This window comes from Streptomyces sp. NPDC104226, assembly GCF_055584085.1.
In genome coordinates this window covers 232,988-247,318 of record NZ_JBVJMS010000007.1, presented here as the reverse complement: position 1 = coordinate 247,318, position 14,331 = coordinate 232,988, and the positions used below count along the sequence as shown (strand labels likewise).

The following is a 14,331-nucleotide window of genomic DNA, read 5'->3' as shown; positions in this document are numbered from 1 at the left end:
GCATGGTTTCGATAGTGCAGAACGTGGCGATCGACTGTGCGGACGCCTATGAACTGGCCCTGTTCTGGAGCCGGGTCACCGGCTCCCCGCTCTCTCCGGAGGACGGCCCGGGTGCCCGGGAGACTCAAGTGCTTCTGCCAGAAGGCCCGGTGCTGTACTTCAACCAGGTCCCCGAGGCCAAGACGGTCAAGAACCGCCTCCACCTGTGCCTGCGCCCCGAAACCTCCCGGGACCAGGAGGTCGACCGGCTCCTGGACCTCGGAGCCGCCTTCGTCGGCGACCACCGGAACCCGGACGGTTCGGGGTGGGCGGTCCTCGCCGACCCCGAGGGCAACGAGTTCTGCGTCCTGCGCAGCGACTCCGACCGCGCCACCGCGCCCGCACCGTAGCTCCGCGGGTCAGGCGGAGCCGTCTCAGTTCTGCGCCTCGAATCCCGCCAGCAGTGCACGGGGGTCGAAGGTGACACGGATCCGGGTCACCTTTCCGTCCTCCACGTGCATCCAGTTCACTGTCGGAGTAGGTGGCGCAACGCTCGTGTACAGGTCGAACCAGGTGATCACCTCATCGCCTTCCGCCACCCGCACTTTCACGTCGAGCTTCTCCAGAACGCGCCCGAGCCCCTTCAGCCCGGCGAGCGCCTCGTCTACCCCTGATGCCGTTCCCAGCGTTCCGACGAAGTCGACATCCTCGGCCAGCACCCCCCGCAAGGTGTCCAGATCGCCCGCCTCCCAGGCGGAGAAGTAGGTCTCGGCAAGTTCTCGCGCAGTCCTCGTCGTCATGCCTCCATCCTTCAGCCATCAGATCCATCCGTCCAACAGATGGATCCGATGGCATCTATCATCACCGGATATGGAGATGCACCAGCTGCGCTACTTCGCCGCGATCGTGGACGAGGGCACCTTCACCGCCGCCGCCCATCGTCTGCATGTCAGCCAGTCCGGCATCAGCACCCAAGTGGCCAAGCTGGAGCTGGAGCTGGGGCAGCAACTGCTCGACCGCTCCGGCCGTCAGATCCGCCTCACCCCGGCCGGCGAGGCGGTTCTTCCCCTCGCGAGAAACGCCCTCGCCACTCTCGAAGCCATCAAGCACACCGCCGCCGAGTTCGCCGGCGCGCTCCGCGGCCGGGTCCGCCTCGGCATGATCATGGGCTGCTCGATCCCCGCCTTCCTCAACACCATCGCCGACCTCGGCCACACCCACCCCGGCATCGAGGTCAGCCTCCACGAGGGCCACTCCGACGATCTCCAGGCCCAGGTCCTCGCCGGATCCCTCGACCTCGCCCTGATCGGCTACGCGGGCAGCGTCGCCCGGGGCCTTGAGGCGAGCATCGTCATCGACGAGCCGATCACCGCAGCCGTCCCCGCAGGGCACCCCCTCGACCGCCCGGACCTGCGTCTGCGCGACCTACAGGACGAAAGGATTCTCTGCCTCTGCCCGGGGACCGGCATCCGCGCCGCCTACGAGGACTCCTGTTACACCATCGGTCTCCGCCCACGCGTGGACGTCGACGCCAGCTCTCCGGTCACGCTGCTCCGTCTCGCCGAGCGCGGCGCGGGCGTCGCCATCCTCAGCGCGTCCTCGACAGAAGGCTTCAGCCTGCGGGCGATCCCGCTCACCGACGCCTCCACGCACGCCCGGCTCGGACTCATCACCCGCCAAGGCCAACACCCTCCGGCCGCGCAGCTCCTGCGAACCAGGCTCCTCGCCGCGCTGCGAGCCGGATAGGTATGCGTGTGGAGAAGGCCCGGCCATCCCCCCTAGTGGGAGTCGCGCCAGCGGGTGAGTTCGGCTTCCACGTTGAATTCCTTGAGGTTCAGCGGGGGGCCCGGCGGGGGCCTGCGGAGGGCCGTGCGGATCTTGTCGTTGATCTCCATCAGGAGGGCGCGGGCCTGGCGTTCGGTGCGGGCGGCCTTGAGGGCTTCCCGGACGTCCTCCGCCTCCTTGCGCAGCGCGAGCGCCGGGGGGAGGACCGCGAAGCCCTCGCGGTGCAGTTTGCCCTTGATCCACCACGACTCGTCGTACGGGGCGTCGAGCGAGGCCAGCGGCTTGCCGAAGCCGGGCAGGTCCTTGAAGTCCCCGCGCTCACCGGCCTGTCTGATCTGGCGGTCCACGAAGGATTCGAAGCTGACACCAGGTGGTTTGCGCTCGGTCACATTGCCTCCCAAGAGTCCCCGCCAGCATAACTCGGGCCTGGTGACGGCCTCAGAGGCGGCGGTCCGACTCCTCGATCGGGATGTCGTTGATGCTGGCCTCGCGGCGGCGCATCAGGCCGGCGGCGTCGAACTCCCACTGCTCGTTGCCGTGGCTGCGCCACCACTGGCCGCTCGCGTCGTGCCACTCGTACTCGAAGCGCACGGAGATGCGGTTGTCGGTGTACGCCCAGAGCTCCTTGCGCAGCCGGTACTCCAGCTCGCGCTCCCACTTGTCCGCGAGGAACTCGCGGATCTCGGCGCGCCCGGTCAGGAACCGGTCGCGGTTCCGCCAGGCGGAGTCCTCGGTGTAGGCGAGGGCGACGCGTTCGGGGTCGCGGCTGTTCCAGGCGTCCTCGGCGGCCTGCACCTTGGCCCGGGCGGATTCCTCGGTGAAGGGCGGCAGCGGCGGCCGGACGGAGGGAGAGGGGGGAGAGGAGGGGGTGGTGGGAGTGGCGGTCACGGGGGCACCTCTCGGTTGGAGTGTGGGGAGAACGGGCGTTCTCGGCTCTGTCCCGAGGTTAGAGAACGGGCGTTCTCTGCGCAAGGGATTCTGGTCTACGCTGCTTTCATGCCTGCAGCCCCCGCCCCGATGGACGACGAAACGGCCCGTACGCGCCTGCTGGACGCCGCGGAGGCGCTGTTCTACGCCGAAGGCATCCAGGCCGTGGGCATGGACCGCATCCGCGCGGAGTCGGGTATCCCGCTCAAGCGGCTCTACCGGCTCTACCCGGCCAAGGAGTCCCTGGTCACCGCCTATCTGGAGCGCCGCGACCGCCGCTGGATGGCGAGCCTGGGCGCAGCGGTCGCAGCAGGGCACCGCGACCCCGTCGGGGCCGTCTTCGGATGGCTCGCGCAGTGGTTCTCGGAGCCGGACTTCCGCGGCTGCGCGTTCCTGAACGCGTACGGGGAGCTGGGCGCGGGTCCCGCCGGGGTGCTGGACGTCGTACGCCGCCACAAGGCGGAGCTACGGGCGCTGCTGGCCGGCATCGCCGGTCCGGGCCGGGAGGGGCTGGCGGAGCAGCTGCTGCTGCTGGTCGAGGGGGCGACGGTGGTCGCGGCCCTGGACCCGGGCCCGGGGGCGGCGGTGCGGGCGCGCGAGGCGGCGTACGTCCTGCTCGGGGCGGAGGGGAGCACGGGCGGAGGGGCCGACGCAGGGGCCGCTGGAGAGGTCGCCTGAAAGGCCGCCGGAAAGGCCGCCGGAGGGGCCGACGGAGGGATTTACGCGGCTACCGAGTGAGCGGGCACGCGTCGTTCACCAGCACGTCGCATTGTCAGCTTTTAACTGGTGTTGGAACTTTTGTCCACCGGAAGACCGCATTCGGCGGTCGCCCTCCGGTTCCGTCGCCTTTCCTCGCGGAGGAAACACCCTTGTCTGCTTCCCGCTGCACGTCGGCCGCCCTGGTCGTCGCGGCCGTCACCGCGACCTGCCTGATGCCGGCCATGCCGGCCTTCGCCGCCGGCTCGCCGCACATCCGGTTCTCCCAGCCGTACGTCCCCTCGATCGCCGCCGGAAAGACCGGCCGTGTGGTCATCGTGGCGGAGACCAGCGGCGATCCGGCCCACAGCAGCAGCTTCCGGATCACCGCGCCGGAGCGGACGACCTTCCCCGAGGCCCGCTTCTACTGGAACGGCGACCGTGCGGGCGCGCCCTGCACCCTGTCGGGCAACCACCGCCAGCTGACCTGTGACGCCGGGACCCGGGCGGGCTTCGCCTTCCCGGCGCAGAGCGACACCCGGCTGGGCGTACTCGTACGGGTGGACGCGGACGCTCCCGAGGGAACGACGCTCGACGGCGGCGAGTGGGCTGCGGCCGGCGCCTCGCCCGGTCTCTACGCGGTGTCCACCCCGGTGACGGGGCCCAAGGGCGACGACGGGCGTGACGGCCACGACGGGAAGCCGGGCCACGACGGAAAGCCCGGTCACCACGGCCGCCCCGGACCCAAGGGCGACAAGGGTGACCAGGGCGAGCGGGGTGAGCGCGGCGAGAAGGGTGACCGCGGGGACCGCGGCGACCGTGGGGAGAAGGGCGAGCGCGGGGAGAAGGGCGACCGCGGCCCGAAGGGGCCGCAGGGACCCCAGGGCCACAAGGGTCCGAAGGGCGACACCGGCCCGGCGGGCCCGAAGGGCGACACCGGCCCGGCCGGCGGACCCAAGGGCGACAAGGGTGACACCGGCGCCCCCGGCCCGAAGGGCGACACGGGCCCGGCGGGCGGCCCGAAGGGCGACACCGGCCCCGCAGGCCCCAAGGGTGACACCGGCCCGGCCGGCGGACCCAAGGGCGACAAGGGTGACAAGGGCGACCGCGGTGACCGCGGGGACACCGGCCCGGCCGGGCCGACGGGATCGCGCGGACCGGGCGGACCGAAGGGCGAGCAGGGCCCGAAGGGCGACCGCGGACCGGGCGGACCGCGCGGCGACCAGGGCCCGCGGGGACCGAAGGGCGACCGAGGACCGGGTGGACCGAAGGGCGACCAGGGCCCCAAGGGTCCGAAGGGCGACCGCGGCCCCGGTGGACCCAAGGGAGACCAGGGCCCGAAGGGACCCAAGGGCGACCAGGGCAAGCCGGGCGCATGCAAGTGCGGCAAGGACCACGGCGGTAAGGACCACGGAGGCAAGGACCACGGCGGCAAGGGCGAAAAGCCCGGCCAGTCCGGCAAGCCGAAGGCGCGCATCGTCAGCGACAAGCTGCACGTCCGCACCGGCCCCGGCACCCAGTACAAGAAGACCGGCGTGCTCAAGTACGGCGCCGAGGTCCAGGTGCAGTGCAAGACCAACGGTGCCCAGGTCGACGGCAACGCCATCTGGTACAAGCTCGCCGACGGCAGCGGCTGGATCGCCGCCCGCTACGCCGCGAACCTGAACCGCATCCCCACCTGCTGACGTAACGCCGGCACCAGCACCACCCGCCCTTCGGTGCGCATCGAGGCCCCCGAGCCCCGATGCGCACCGAAGGTGTTTTCCGCCCCGCGGAGAGCACCACTACGGACACGCACGGACACCGCACGGACAACGAAATCCGCACACCCCGTCCACACTGACCGTCAATCCCCGCCTTCACCAGGCAGTTGGACAAAAGAAACCGAAGAGTAACCCTTGTGCGCCACCGCCGCCGCGGGCAGGATCTAGCCCTTGTACGCGGCGTGGAAGGGCGCAGCCAGTGGTGAGCAGAAGGCCCGGCACCGACGGAGGCGGCCTGCGCGCCGGCTCTCTGGGGACGTTCGACTCCATCGCCCTGGCGGTCGCGGGCTGCGGGCCGGCGTACACCGTCGCCGCGACGGTCCCGGCGCTCATCGCCACCGTCGGGGTCGCGGGTCCCGCCGTGCTCCTCGCCTGTGCGATACCGATGATCGGCATCGCGCTGGCCTTCCGTCATCTGGGGCGTCTCGACGTCAACGCCGGGGCGAGCTACGCCTGGGTGGCGCGCACCCTGCATCCCTTCCTGGGTTTCCTCAGCGGCTGGGCCCTGGTCGTCGCCGCGACGGCCTTCCTCGTGTCGGCCACCCTCCCGGCCGGCAGTGCCACGCTCGCGCTCGTCAGCCCGGACCTGGCCGCGCACACCGGCCTGGCCACGGCCGTCGGAGCCGGCTGGTTCCTGCTCATGGCCGCCGTGGTGGCGCTGGGCGCCCGGATCAGCCCGTACGCCCGCCGCGTCCTCACCGGCGTCCAGCTCGTGCTGCTCCTGGCCTTCGCCGTCGCCGCCCTGGCCGAGGACGGGAGCGCGGCGGAGTTCTCGCTCTCCTGGTTCGGCTTCGGCCACTTCGACGCCGAGCACAGCTTCGTCGCCGGTGCGCTGATCGCGGGCGTCAGCTACTGGGGCTGGGACGTCTCCAGCAACCTCAACGAGGAGACCCGCACCAGTCGCCGTTCCTTCGGCCTCGGCGGCCTGATCGGAGTCGCGCTCTCGTTCGCGGTCTTCGTCGTCTTCACCGTCGCCACCAACGTCCTGATCGGCGCGGACGCGGTACGGGACAACCCCGACGGCTTCCTCTCCGTGCTCGGCGACGCCGTCTGGCCGGGCTGGGGCGGCCGGCTGCTCGTCCTGGCCGTCGTGCTGTCCACGGTCGCCACCCTGGAGACCGCCCTCCTGCAGGCGACGCGCACGCTCTTCGCCATGGGCCGCGACCGCACCGTGCCCGCCGCGTTCGGCCGCATCCACCGGGACTGGCAGACGCCTTCCGTCGCCACCGCGACGGTGGCGGCCGTGGCGCTCCTCCTCGTCACCGTCTCCGCCACGGCCGGCTCCGGCACGCAGTTCGTACGGGACGCCCTCAGCGGCATCGGCCTGCACATCGCCTTCTACTACGCCCTCGCCGGACTGGCTGCGGTGGTCGCCTACCGCAAGGTCCTGTTCAGGTCCGTGGGCACCTTCGTCTTCGTCGGGCTGTGGCCGCTCGGCGGGGCCCTGTTCATGATCTGGATCTTCGCCCTGTCGGTTCCGGAACTGACCGGCAGCGCCCTCGCCATCGGCCTCGGGGCGCTCGCCCTGGGGCTGGTCCCGATGACCTTCGCCCGGCTGCAGGGGGTCTCGTACTTCCGGCCCAGGCCGCTGGATCCCGGACAGGACGCCTTCTACGAGGAGCAGGGCTCGGGACCGGTTCCCGGACCGGGTCTCGCCGCGGCCGACCGGCGGGACGACGTACTGACCGACTTCTGACGACGCCGAGCGCACCGACACCCCACCCATCCGAGGACAGGACAGGACAGTCCATGGCACCCTGGCCGCGCCGCCGCAGCCGTTCCGGAGCAGGAGCAGGACCAGGAGCTCCGGTCTACGACCAGGCGTTCGGCGACCGGGGCCTGGAGCAGTGCCGCCAGGACATGGTGATGGGCCGCTGGGAAGGGGCCCGCGACCTCCTGGCCGAGCACCCCCGCACCGACTGGGACCGGCGCGCGCACCGCATCCGGCTGCTCGCGGACGCGGCGGCGAGCCGGCGCACCGTGGACGTCTGGTACGCCGCCGACCCCACCGATCCGAACGCGGCGGTCCTGCGTGCGGAGACCGAGGTGATGCGGACGTTCGCCGCGGCGCGCAGCGGGGCGATGCCCCCGAACGACAGCCTGGACCAGGTGGCCGGCCTCTGCCTGCGGGCCGCCGGCCTGGCCCCCGAGGACCCGTACCCGTACGTCTCCCTGGTGACGCTCGCCCGGCTGTACGACCGCGGGGACCCGAACATGGGCCACTGGTGGAAGGAGCTCCGCGCCCGCGACCCCTACCACCGGGAGGGCCACCACCAGGCGCTGCGCTACCTGTCCCCGCGCTGGCACGGATCGAACGGCGAGGCCAACAACTTCGCCTGGGACGTGGCCGTCTACGCCCCGCCCGGCTCCCCGCTCGTGGTGCTGCCGCAGGTGGCGCGGGCGGAGCAGTACCGGCACCAGACGGAGGCGGAGGGGCGCACCGCGATCGGCCTGGCCTACCACTGGAGCGGGGACCGGGCCCGCTGGGACCTGCGCAACGCGCTGGACGGCTGGATCGGCCGGCGCACGGTCGCGTACGCCCAGGACGTCGCCGACCTGAACTACCTCGCCCACGGTCTGGTCCACGCGGGCATGGAGGACCGGGCGCCGGCCGTCTTCGACCTGCTGGACAACCGGGCCACCCGGGTCCCGTGGTCGTACAGCGGCGACGCGGAGAGCCTCTTCGTCCGCTGGCGGGACAAGGCGCTGGACACGGCACGGGACACGGGTCGAAAAGAATCTTGAAAGTTCTCGTCCGGGGATGTCGAGAACCCGCGCGCTGCTCCGTCTCCTCAGTGGAAGCGGCCAGAATGGGCCGCACGGCACGGAGGAGACCATCATGGCCAAGTACCTGCTTCTCAAGCACTACCGCGGCGCCCCGGCGTGCGCCAACGACGTCCCCATGAGCGAGTGGACGCCGGAGGAGATCACGGCCCACATCCAGTACATGCGCGACTTCGCGGACCGGCTGGAGGGCACCGGCGAGTTCGTCGACGGCCAGGCGCTCGCCCCCGAGGGGACCTGGGTCCGCTACGACGGCGAGGGCCGCCCGCCGGTCACCGACGGCCCCTTCGCCGAGACCAAGGACCTGATCGCCGGCTGGATGGTGATCGACGTGGACAGCTACGAGCGCGCCGTCGAGCTGGCCGGGGAGCTGTCCGCTGCCCCCGGCGCGGGCGGCAAGCCGATCCACGAGTGGCTGGAGCTGCGCCCCTTCCTGGCCGCGCCGCCGAACGTCCCCGAGTGCCACTGACATGACCGCCGACCTGGACGAGGCCCTGCTCCGGAGCCTCACCCCGCAGGTCCTCGGCATCCTCGTCCGCCGCGGAGCAGACTTCGCGGCGGCCGAGGACGCCGTCCAGGAGGCGCTGCTCGAAGCGGTGCGCGGCTGGCCCGAGGACCCTCCGCGGGATCCGAAGGCCTGGCTGGTCACCGTGGCCTGGCGGCGGTTCCTCGACGCGACGCGGGCGGACACCGCCCGCCGCCGGCGCGAGGACCGGGTGGAGGAGGAGCCGGCTCCGGGCCCCGCGCCCGCGGTGGACGACACGCTCCAGCTCTACTTCCTGTGTGCCCACCCCTCCCTGACCCCCTCGTCCGCCGTCGCGCTCACCCTGCGCGCGGTCGGCGGGCTCACGACGCGCCAGATCGCCGCGGCCTACCTCGTCCCCGAGGCGACGATGGCGCAGCGCATCAGCCGCGCCAAGCGCACCGTCGCCGACGTGCGCTTCGACCGCCCCGGTGACGTCGGCACCGTCCTGCGCGTCCTCTACCTGGTCTTCAACGAGGGCTACTCCGGCGACGTGGACCTCGCCGCCGAGGCCATCCGCCTCACCCGCGGCCTGGCCGCCTCCATCGACCATCCCGAGGTGTCGGGGCTCCTCGCCCTGATGCTGATCCACCACGGCCGGCGCGCCACGCGCACCACCCCGGACGGCACGCTGGTCCCGCTCGCCGAGCAGGACCGTACCCGCTGGGACCGGTCCCTGATCGCGGAGGGCATCGGCATCCTGCATCCCGCCCTCGCCCGCGACCGGCTCGGGGAGTTCCAGGCGCAGGCCGCGATCGCCGCCCTCCACGCCGACGCGCAGACCACCGAGGAGACCGACTGGGTGCAGATCGTGGAGTGGTACGACGAGCTCGTGCGCCTGACCGACAGCCCGATCGCCCGCCTCAACCGGGCCGTGGCCGTCGGCGAGGCCGACGGCCCGCGCGCCGGCCTGGCGGCGCTGGCGCAGCTCGACCCCGCGCTCCCCCGCCACACCGCGGTCGCGGCCTACCTCCACGAGCGCGACGGCGACCCGGCCACGGCGGCCCGCCTCTACGCCGAGGCCGCGCACCGGGCCCCCAACCTCGCGGAACGCGACCACCTGACCCGCCAGGCGGCCCGCCTGAACTCCGTCCACCGCGGCTGACCGACGGCCGGCCCGCCGGCGATCGGTCGATCGGTCGGTCGGTCGGTCGGTCGGTCGGTCGGTCGGGACCATGCTCGGTCGGGACCACGCTCGGTGGTCGGCTCGACGCCTCAGTCGGTGGCGTCGCCCTTCTCCTGGTCGTAGCCGCCGCGGTGGGTGAGGACCTCCGCCATGTGGCCCTCCGCCCAGGCCTTGATCCCCTTCATGAGCCCCTGGAGCGAGCGGCCGAGCTCGGTCAGCTCGTAGCTGACGGTGACGGGCACCGTGGGGGTCACGGTCCTCGTCACCATCCCGTCGCGCTCCAGCGAGCGCAGCGTCTGCGTGAGCATCTTCTGGCTCACCCCCGAGATCCGGCGCTGCAGCTCGGAGAAGCGCATGGGCTGCGGCTCGTCGCCGGGTGCGGTCCCCGGGCCGTCCCCGCCCAGGGCGGCGAGGACGAGGGCGACCCACTTGTCGGAGATGCGCTCCAGGAGCTGGCGGCTGGGACATTGCGCGAAGAAGGCGTCGTACTCCGCCTTGGCCGCGGCCCGCCGCTGGGATGCGGTCGTGGTCGGCATCACTCGTCTCCCCGCTCGGTCACTTAGGCACCTTCAGGTGCCTTCTTCCCGCCGGTCAGCAGGTACCTCCATGGTGGTGACACGCCCGAGCGATGGCAAGGCCGTCCACCTCAACGGGCCTCCACGTAGGAGCAGTTGATGATCCAGCACGCCACTTCCCGCCGCGCCGTGGTCCGCGTCCCGTCCGGACCCCGGTCGGTCGAGACCGTCACCGTCCCCCTGCCCGAGCCGGGGCCGGGACAGATCCGGGTCGAGGTCGCCGCCGCGGCGGTCAACCCGGTGGACCTCGGGGTGGCCGGGGGCGTCTTCCACCGGCTCGGCCTCGTCGACCAGCCCCGGCACACCGGGCTCGGCTGGGACTTCGCCGGCACCGTCGACGCCGTCGGTCCGGGCGCCCCGCTCCGGGTCGGCACGCGGGTCGCCGGGTTCCTCGACGGATTCGACCGCGACCACGGCTCCCATGCCGAACACCTCCTGGTCGCCGCCGCGAAGGTCGCCGTCGTACCGGACGCCCTGGACCTGATCGAGGCGGCCGTGGTGCCGCTCAACGCCACCGCCGCCGCCCAGCTCGTCGACCTCCTCGGCGAGGCACCGGCCGGGGCCGGGCGCCTGCTGGTGACGGGCGCGGCCGGCGCGGTGGGCGCGTACGCCGCCGTCCTCGCCCAGGACCGCGGCTGGCAGGTGACCGGGACGGCCCGCGCGGCCGACGAGCCGTTCGTACGGGGCCTCGGCGCCGACTTCGCCACCGGAGTCGGGCAGGGCTGGGACGCCGTCGCCGACGCCGGAGCCCTCCAGGAGGAGGCCCTGCGTGCGGTCGGCGACGGCGGCCGCTTCGTCGGCGTCCAGCCCGCGTCCCGGCTCCCCGAGGAACGCGGCATCACCGTCGAGGTCCTCTTCGCCCGCCCCGACGCTCCGCTCCTCGCCCGCCTGCTCGAACGCGCGGCGACAGGCGAACTCCCGACCCGCGTCCACGCCGTCACCCCGCTCGCCGAAGCGGCGGATGCCTACGCGGCGATGGCCAAGGGCGGCATCCGCGGCCGGATCGTCCTCACCCCCTGACAGCCCCGGCCCACCCCCCACGCCCACTCTGACCCCCTCTACGAACAGGACAGCCGATGCTCACCACCCTCGCCACCGTTCTCGCCGCCCTGCTCGGCGCAGCCCTCGTCGCCATGGGCGCCCTGGCCCTCGCGAAGCCGCGGAACGCCGCCGGCTTCGGCGTCCCCGACGCTCCGGTCGACGACCCCGCCTTCCGCTCCTTCCTGTACGTGAAGGGTGCGCGCGAGATCGTGTGCGGGGTCTTCGTGTTCGTGCTGATGCTCGTCGCACCGGCGTCGGTGCTGGGCTGGTACCTGCTGACGTTCGCGGTGATGCCGGTCGCGGACGCGGTGATCGTGCTGCGCAGCGGCGGACCGAAGGCCACCGCCTACGGAGTCCACGCCGCAACGGCGGCGGTCATGGCGGCGACCGCCCTCGGCCTCCTGCTCTGACCCGACCGAGAGCGGTCGGACCGGCTGTCCGAAAACACACCATCCCGTCCGTGGGCCGCTGTTAGCCTCGCCCGGCATTGATCAACAAAGACAAAGCGGGGGAACGTGCGTACGGGGAACGCGGGGAAAGCAATGGCAGGCGTCGTCCTGTCGGTCGCCTTGGCAGCCGGTTGCAGCGGCCCGGGCGGCAACGGGGGCGCGGACGCCGCAAACGGCAAGGGCAAGACCGGCGCCTTCGGCGAACAGCTCGACGCGGGCAAGCCGGTGGTCAAGCTGAGCGTGCCGCCGCAGTACGACGGGTCCAAGGGCTGGGACGAGACCCTCGGCTGGGTGCCCGATTCGGTCGGATCCCTGCCGGTGTCCTCCGTACCCCGCACCGATCGGGTCGCGCTGCTGTACGGGGGCCCCGAGGGGTACACCGTGCAGGCCAAGGCGCCCGACGGGAAGGTCGGCTGGAGCTCCGTCCCGTGGAAGGTCCCGGTCCCCGTCAACGCCGACGAGGGCGGCACCTCCTCCGACGAGGCCGCGGAGATCCCCGACCTGACGGGTGTCGAACTGGACGATCGCGGCTACGTCGTCGCATTCGCCCACGGCATGAGCGGCAAGGACGCCCTGCACGAGGGCACCGAGGTGGTGCGGCTGGCGGTGTTCCCGGCCGACGCCTCGGGCGCGGGGGTCAAGCCCCTGCGCGAGGTGGACGTCCCGGTGTCGGGTTCGCCGAAGCAGGTCCGGGTCAGTGCGGAGGGCGGGCGGCTGCTCGTCGCGTACGGGGAGCGCGGGACGTACCCGCGCTCGGCGGCCGTCGTGGACGTGACGTCCGGGTCCGTCACCCCGTACGAGGACCCGAACAAGCTCCTCCCCCAGTGCGCGCAGGCCACCCTCTGCCAGACCAGCCGGGTGATGGCGGTGAGCCCCGAAGGCCCCCTGGTCTCGATGGGCCTCGGGCACGGCTTCGGCGTCCCCGGCCGCTGGTTCAGCGACTCGGTCCGCCCCGACGGAGTCCAGTCGAAGGCCCCCATCACCGAGTACTGGAACGGCAGGGCGTACGGGGTGGTGAACGGCCGCCTCCTCGCCTCGTGGGGCAACGGAGGGAAGGACGGCTCGCCGGAGCGTTCCCCCACCTGGTCGGTCCACGACGTCCGGACCGGCGCGGTGCTCGCCCGCATGGAGTGCACGTACAAGGAGTCCCCGACCATCCTCGACCAGTCCCCCGAGCACCCGACCATCGCCTCCCCCTCGGGCCGCTACCTCGCGGCCGGCCCGGTCGCCTTCGACCTGGAGCGGAAGCAGGGCATCTGCCTGCAGGGCGACGGAAACCGCAAGACGATCCGGCTCGCCTCGATCCGCAACGACGGCACGGCCTACGGAGCGGTCGCCGACGACGACGCCCCGGCCTCCGAACCGGTCGTCGCCCAGCTCGACCTCAACTCCCCGACGGGAGACCCGAAGGTCCTGGCCACGGGCGTCGACATCCCCGTCCTGACGGACTTGGGCGGCGCGGGCCTCTTCCTCGCCCGCGACGAGAACAAGCTCCTCCGAGTCTCCCTCCGCCGATCCAACTGACCCGACGAGGTCCGGGGTCCGGGCCGTACGGTGCTGCGCGCGATCACCAGTAGCGCACGCGCGCAGCATCGTCGTGGATCCATACGAGGGCGTTCCGGAAGAGCGCCATGCGATGTCCGTCCGGGGTCTCCAGCTCCAGACCCAGGCCCGCGATCGGGCTCGCGAGTTCGGAGAACATGATGCCGTCGGGGTCTGGTTCGTGGCGGTCCTGCCACTGGGCGAAGGCCTCGTAGAGCGCTCGAACCGACGGCCAGTCGGGGCCGGGGGTGAACCGGCAGAGGAACCAGGGCATGTCGATCTCGTACTGAAACAGCTCGCCCACAAGGTCCGGACCCCGCATCAAGCGCCACGTGGGTCGTAACGGGTCCTTCAGGCGCGGAGCTGCATAAAACGACGGACTCATTCCACTCTCCAGGCGCTGGGTGTGCACGTGATTCCGAGTGTCGAGAAGGATGGACTGCACGGTCGTGCCAAGCGAGCCCCCCGAGGAGGGCCGCCACCGTCAGTGGGTGAGGTAGCCGGCGGCGCCCGCTACCGGGAGGGTCGCCCAGGTGCGGGTGCCGCCGCCGGGTTCCCGGGACTCGCCGAAGCCCCAGGCTCCGCCGCAGTCCCGGACCACGGCGGACATCACCCGCAGCGCGGCCCGGCGGCGGGCCTCGCAGTGGGCGGCTAGGCGGGGGTGGGCGTGGGGAGCGTGCCCGTCGTAGACCGTGAGGCACAGCGCGTCTTCGCGGTGGCGGAGGGCGAGGTACAGGCTCCGGCCGGGGTCCAAGTACCAGGCCGCGGCGATGAGTTCTCCGACGACCTGGACCGCGGCGGGCACGACCCGGTCGAGGTGGTGGGCGTGCAGCACGGACCGTACGGTGCTGCGCGCGATCTGAGCGCTGTACGGCTCCCCGGGCACGGTCAGGCTGCACGACAGCCCGTCAGGGGAGGGTGCCCCGTCGGAGGGCGGACAGGCATCGAAGCAGCCGGGGCTGGGGGGCATGAAGGGGCTGAGCATGACGGACTCCCTGTCATGAGCGTGCGGGTTGCTCTCTCGCTGGTGGGGGCAGTGGCTCGTCGCCGGAGCCGCGGCATGCTGCGGCGATGCACTTCCAACTCCCTTGCGTGAGCGGTGCATTACCGAATGTAGCGGATGGCGGGCGCAATTGTGCCC

General features: G+C 72.3%; 17 protein-coding genes. 11 read left to right on the top strand and 6 right to left on the bottom strand.

The window, feature by feature from the left end:
- Positions 1 to 2: 2 nt before the first annotated feature.
- A complete protein-coding gene (locus ACZ60J_RS23090) occupies positions 3 to 389 on the top strand; it encodes a VOC family protein (RefSeq protein ID WP_469684500.1) in 387 nt (128 codons plus the stop codon).
- Between the two features lie 24 nt (positions 390 to 413).
- Here the strand turns inward: ACZ60J_RS23090 and ACZ60J_RS23085 are convergent, their stop codons facing one another.
- Positions 414 to 779: a nuclear transport factor 2 family protein gene (locus tag ACZ60J_RS23085; protein WP_469684498.1), complete on the bottom strand. Its 366-nt coding sequence runs from the start codon at positions 777 to 779 to the stop codon at positions 414 to 416.
- 70 nt (positions 780 to 849) lie between these two features.
- Here ACZ60J_RS23085 and ACZ60J_RS23080 point away from each other — a divergent pair, with 70 nt between their 5' ends.
- Positions 850 to 1,725 carry a LysR family transcriptional regulator gene (locus ACZ60J_RS23080; RefSeq protein ID WP_469684496.1) on the top strand — a complete coding sequence of 292 codons (876 nt, stop codon included), beginning with the start codon at positions 850 to 852 and terminating at the stop codon, positions 1,723 to 1,725.
- A 32-nt stretch (positions 1,726 to 1,757) separates the two neighbouring features.
- Here the strand turns inward: ACZ60J_RS23080 and ACZ60J_RS23075 are convergent, their stop codons facing one another.
- Together ACZ60J_RS23075 and ACZ60J_RS23070 are read right to left on the bottom strand one after the other, a co-directional pair.
- Positions 1,758 to 2,153, bottom strand: a complete 396-nt coding sequence (locus tag ACZ60J_RS23075; protein ID WP_469684494.1) for a DnaJ family domain-containing protein — start codon at positions 2,151 to 2,153, stop codon at positions 1,758 to 1,760.
- Between the two features lie 49 nt (positions 2,154 to 2,202).
- A complete protein-coding gene (locus tag ACZ60J_RS23070; RefSeq protein WP_469684492.1) occupies positions 2,203 to 2,652 on the bottom strand; it encodes a nuclear transport factor 2 family protein in 450 nt (149 codons plus the stop codon).
- 108 nt (positions 2,653 to 2,760) lie between these two features.
- On the opposite strand from ACZ60J_RS23070, the gene ACZ60J_RS23065 reads away from it, so the two are divergent.
- From ACZ60J_RS23065 to ACZ60J_RS23040, 6 genes are all read left to right on the top strand, one after another.
- Positions 2,761 to 3,369, top strand: a complete 609-nt coding sequence (locus ACZ60J_RS23065) for a TetR/AcrR family transcriptional regulator (RefSeq protein ID WP_469684490.1) — start codon at positions 2,761 to 2,763, stop codon at positions 3,367 to 3,369.
- 191 nt (positions 3,370 to 3,560) lie between these two features.
- Entirely contained in the window at positions 3,561 to 5,072 is a 1,512-nt protein-coding gene (locus tag ACZ60J_RS23060; RefSeq protein ID WP_469684488.1) for an SH3 domain-containing protein, read from the top strand.
- 280 nt (positions 5,073 to 5,352) lie between these two features.
- Positions 5,353 to 6,846, top strand: coding sequence for an APC family permease (locus tag ACZ60J_RS23055; RefSeq protein ID WP_469684486.1), 1,494 nt, complete (start codon positions 5,353 to 5,355; stop codon positions 6,844 to 6,846).
- Positions 6,847 to 6,899: 53 nt separating this feature from the next.
- Positions 6,900 to 7,895, top strand: coding sequence for a hypothetical protein (locus ACZ60J_RS23050; protein ID WP_469684485.1), 996 nt, complete (start codon positions 6,900 to 6,902; stop codon positions 7,893 to 7,895).
- 94 nt (positions 7,896 to 7,989) lie between these two features.
- Entirely contained in the window at positions 7,990 to 8,403 is a 414-nt protein-coding gene (locus tag ACZ60J_RS23045; protein ID WP_469684483.1) for a YciI family protein, read from the top strand.
- Position 8,404: 1 nt separating this feature from the next.
- A complete protein-coding gene (locus ACZ60J_RS23040) occupies positions 8,405 to 9,562 on the top strand; it encodes an RNA polymerase sigma factor (RefSeq protein ID WP_469684481.1) in 1,158 nt (385 codons plus the stop codon).
- Positions 9,563 to 9,672: 110 nt separating this feature from the next.
- Here ACZ60J_RS23040 and ACZ60J_RS23035 read toward each other — a convergent pair whose 3' ends face one another.
- Positions 9,673 to 10,119 (bottom strand): winged helix-turn-helix transcriptional regulator, encoded by a 447-nt coding sequence (locus ACZ60J_RS23035; RefSeq protein ID WP_469684479.1) that lies wholly within the window; start codon positions 10,117 to 10,119, stop codon positions 9,673 to 9,675.
- Between the two features lie 138 nt (positions 10,120 to 10,257).
- On the opposite strand from ACZ60J_RS23035, the gene ACZ60J_RS23030 reads away from it, so the two are divergent.
- The 3 genes from ACZ60J_RS23030 to ACZ60J_RS23020 all read left to right on the top strand — a co-directional run bounded on the left by ACZ60J_RS23030 (position 10,258) and on the right by ACZ60J_RS23020 (position 13,172).
- Positions 10,258 to 11,178, top strand: a complete 921-nt coding sequence (locus ACZ60J_RS23030; RefSeq protein WP_469684477.1) for a zinc-binding dehydrogenase — start codon at positions 10,258 to 10,260, stop codon at positions 11,176 to 11,178.
- Between the two features lie 56 nt (positions 11,179 to 11,234).
- On the top strand, positions 11,235 to 11,609 hold the full coding sequence (locus tag ACZ60J_RS23025; protein ID WP_469684475.1) for a DUF4267 domain-containing protein: 375 nt from the start codon (positions 11,235 to 11,237) through the stop codon (positions 11,607 to 11,609).
- A gap of 132 nt (positions 11,610 to 11,741) precedes the next feature.
- Positions 11,742 to 13,172 carry a hypothetical protein gene (locus ACZ60J_RS23020; protein ID WP_469684474.1) on the top strand — a complete coding sequence of 477 codons (1,431 nt, stop codon included), beginning with the start codon at positions 11,742 to 11,744 and terminating at the stop codon, positions 13,170 to 13,172.
- 43 nt (positions 13,173 to 13,215) lie between these two features.
- On the opposite strand, the gene ACZ60J_RS23015 is transcribed toward ACZ60J_RS23020, so the two are convergent.
- Positions 13,216 to 13,494 carry a hypothetical protein gene (locus ACZ60J_RS23015; protein ID WP_469684472.1) on the bottom strand — a complete coding sequence of 93 codons (279 nt, stop codon included), beginning with the start codon at positions 13,492 to 13,494 and terminating at the stop codon, positions 13,216 to 13,218.
- Positions 13,495 to 13,674: 180 nt separating this feature from the next.
- Positions 13,675 to 14,175, bottom strand: a complete 501-nt coding sequence (locus ACZ60J_RS23010) for an ATP-binding protein (RefSeq protein WP_469684470.1) — start codon at positions 14,173 to 14,175, stop codon at positions 13,675 to 13,677.
- Positions 14,176 to 14,331: the final 156 nt, after the last annotated feature.

Coding starts and splice junctions, on each gene's coding strand:
- ACZ60J_RS23090 (WP_469684500.1), top strand. CDS start 3: ATGGTTTCGATAGTGCAGAACGTGGCGATCGACTGTGCGGACGCCTAT.
- ACZ60J_RS23085 (WP_469684498.1), bottom strand. CDS start 779: ATGACGACGAGGACTGCGCGAGAACTTGCCGAGACCTACTTCTCCGCC.
- ACZ60J_RS23080 (WP_469684496.1), top strand. CDS start 850: ATGGAGATGCACCAGCTGCGCTACTTCGCCGCGATCGTGGACGAGGGC.
- ACZ60J_RS23065 (WP_469684490.1), top strand. CDS start 2,761: ATGCCTGCAGCCCCCGCCCCGATGGACGACGAAACGGCCCGTACGCGC.
- ACZ60J_RS23050 (WP_469684485.1), top strand. CDS start 6,900: ATGGCACCCTGGCCGCGCCGCCGCAGCCGTTCCGGAGCAGGAGCAGGA.
- ACZ60J_RS23045 (WP_469684483.1), top strand. CDS start 7,990: ATGGCCAAGTACCTGCTTCTCAAGCACTACCGCGGCGCCCCGGCGTGC.
- ACZ60J_RS23040 (WP_469684481.1), top strand. CDS start 8,405: ATGACCGCCGACCTGGACGAGGCCCTGCTCCGGAGCCTCACCCCGCAG.
- ACZ60J_RS23035 (WP_469684479.1), bottom strand. CDS start 10,119: ATGCCGACCACGACCGCATCCCAGCGGCGGGCCGCGGCCAAGGCGGAG.
- ACZ60J_RS23030 (WP_469684477.1), top strand. CDS start 10,258: ATGATCCAGCACGCCACTTCCCGCCGCGCCGTGGTCCGCGTCCCGTCC.
- ACZ60J_RS23025 (WP_469684475.1), top strand. CDS start 11,235: ATGCTCACCACCCTCGCCACCGTTCTCGCCGCCCTGCTCGGCGCAGCC.
- ACZ60J_RS23020 (WP_469684474.1), top strand. CDS start 11,742: ATGGCAGGCGTCGTCCTGTCGGTCGCCTTGGCAGCCGGTTGCAGCGGC.
- ACZ60J_RS23010 (WP_469684470.1), bottom strand. CDS start 14,175: ATGCTCAGCCCCTTCATGCCCCCCAGCCCCGGCTGCTTCGATGCCTGT.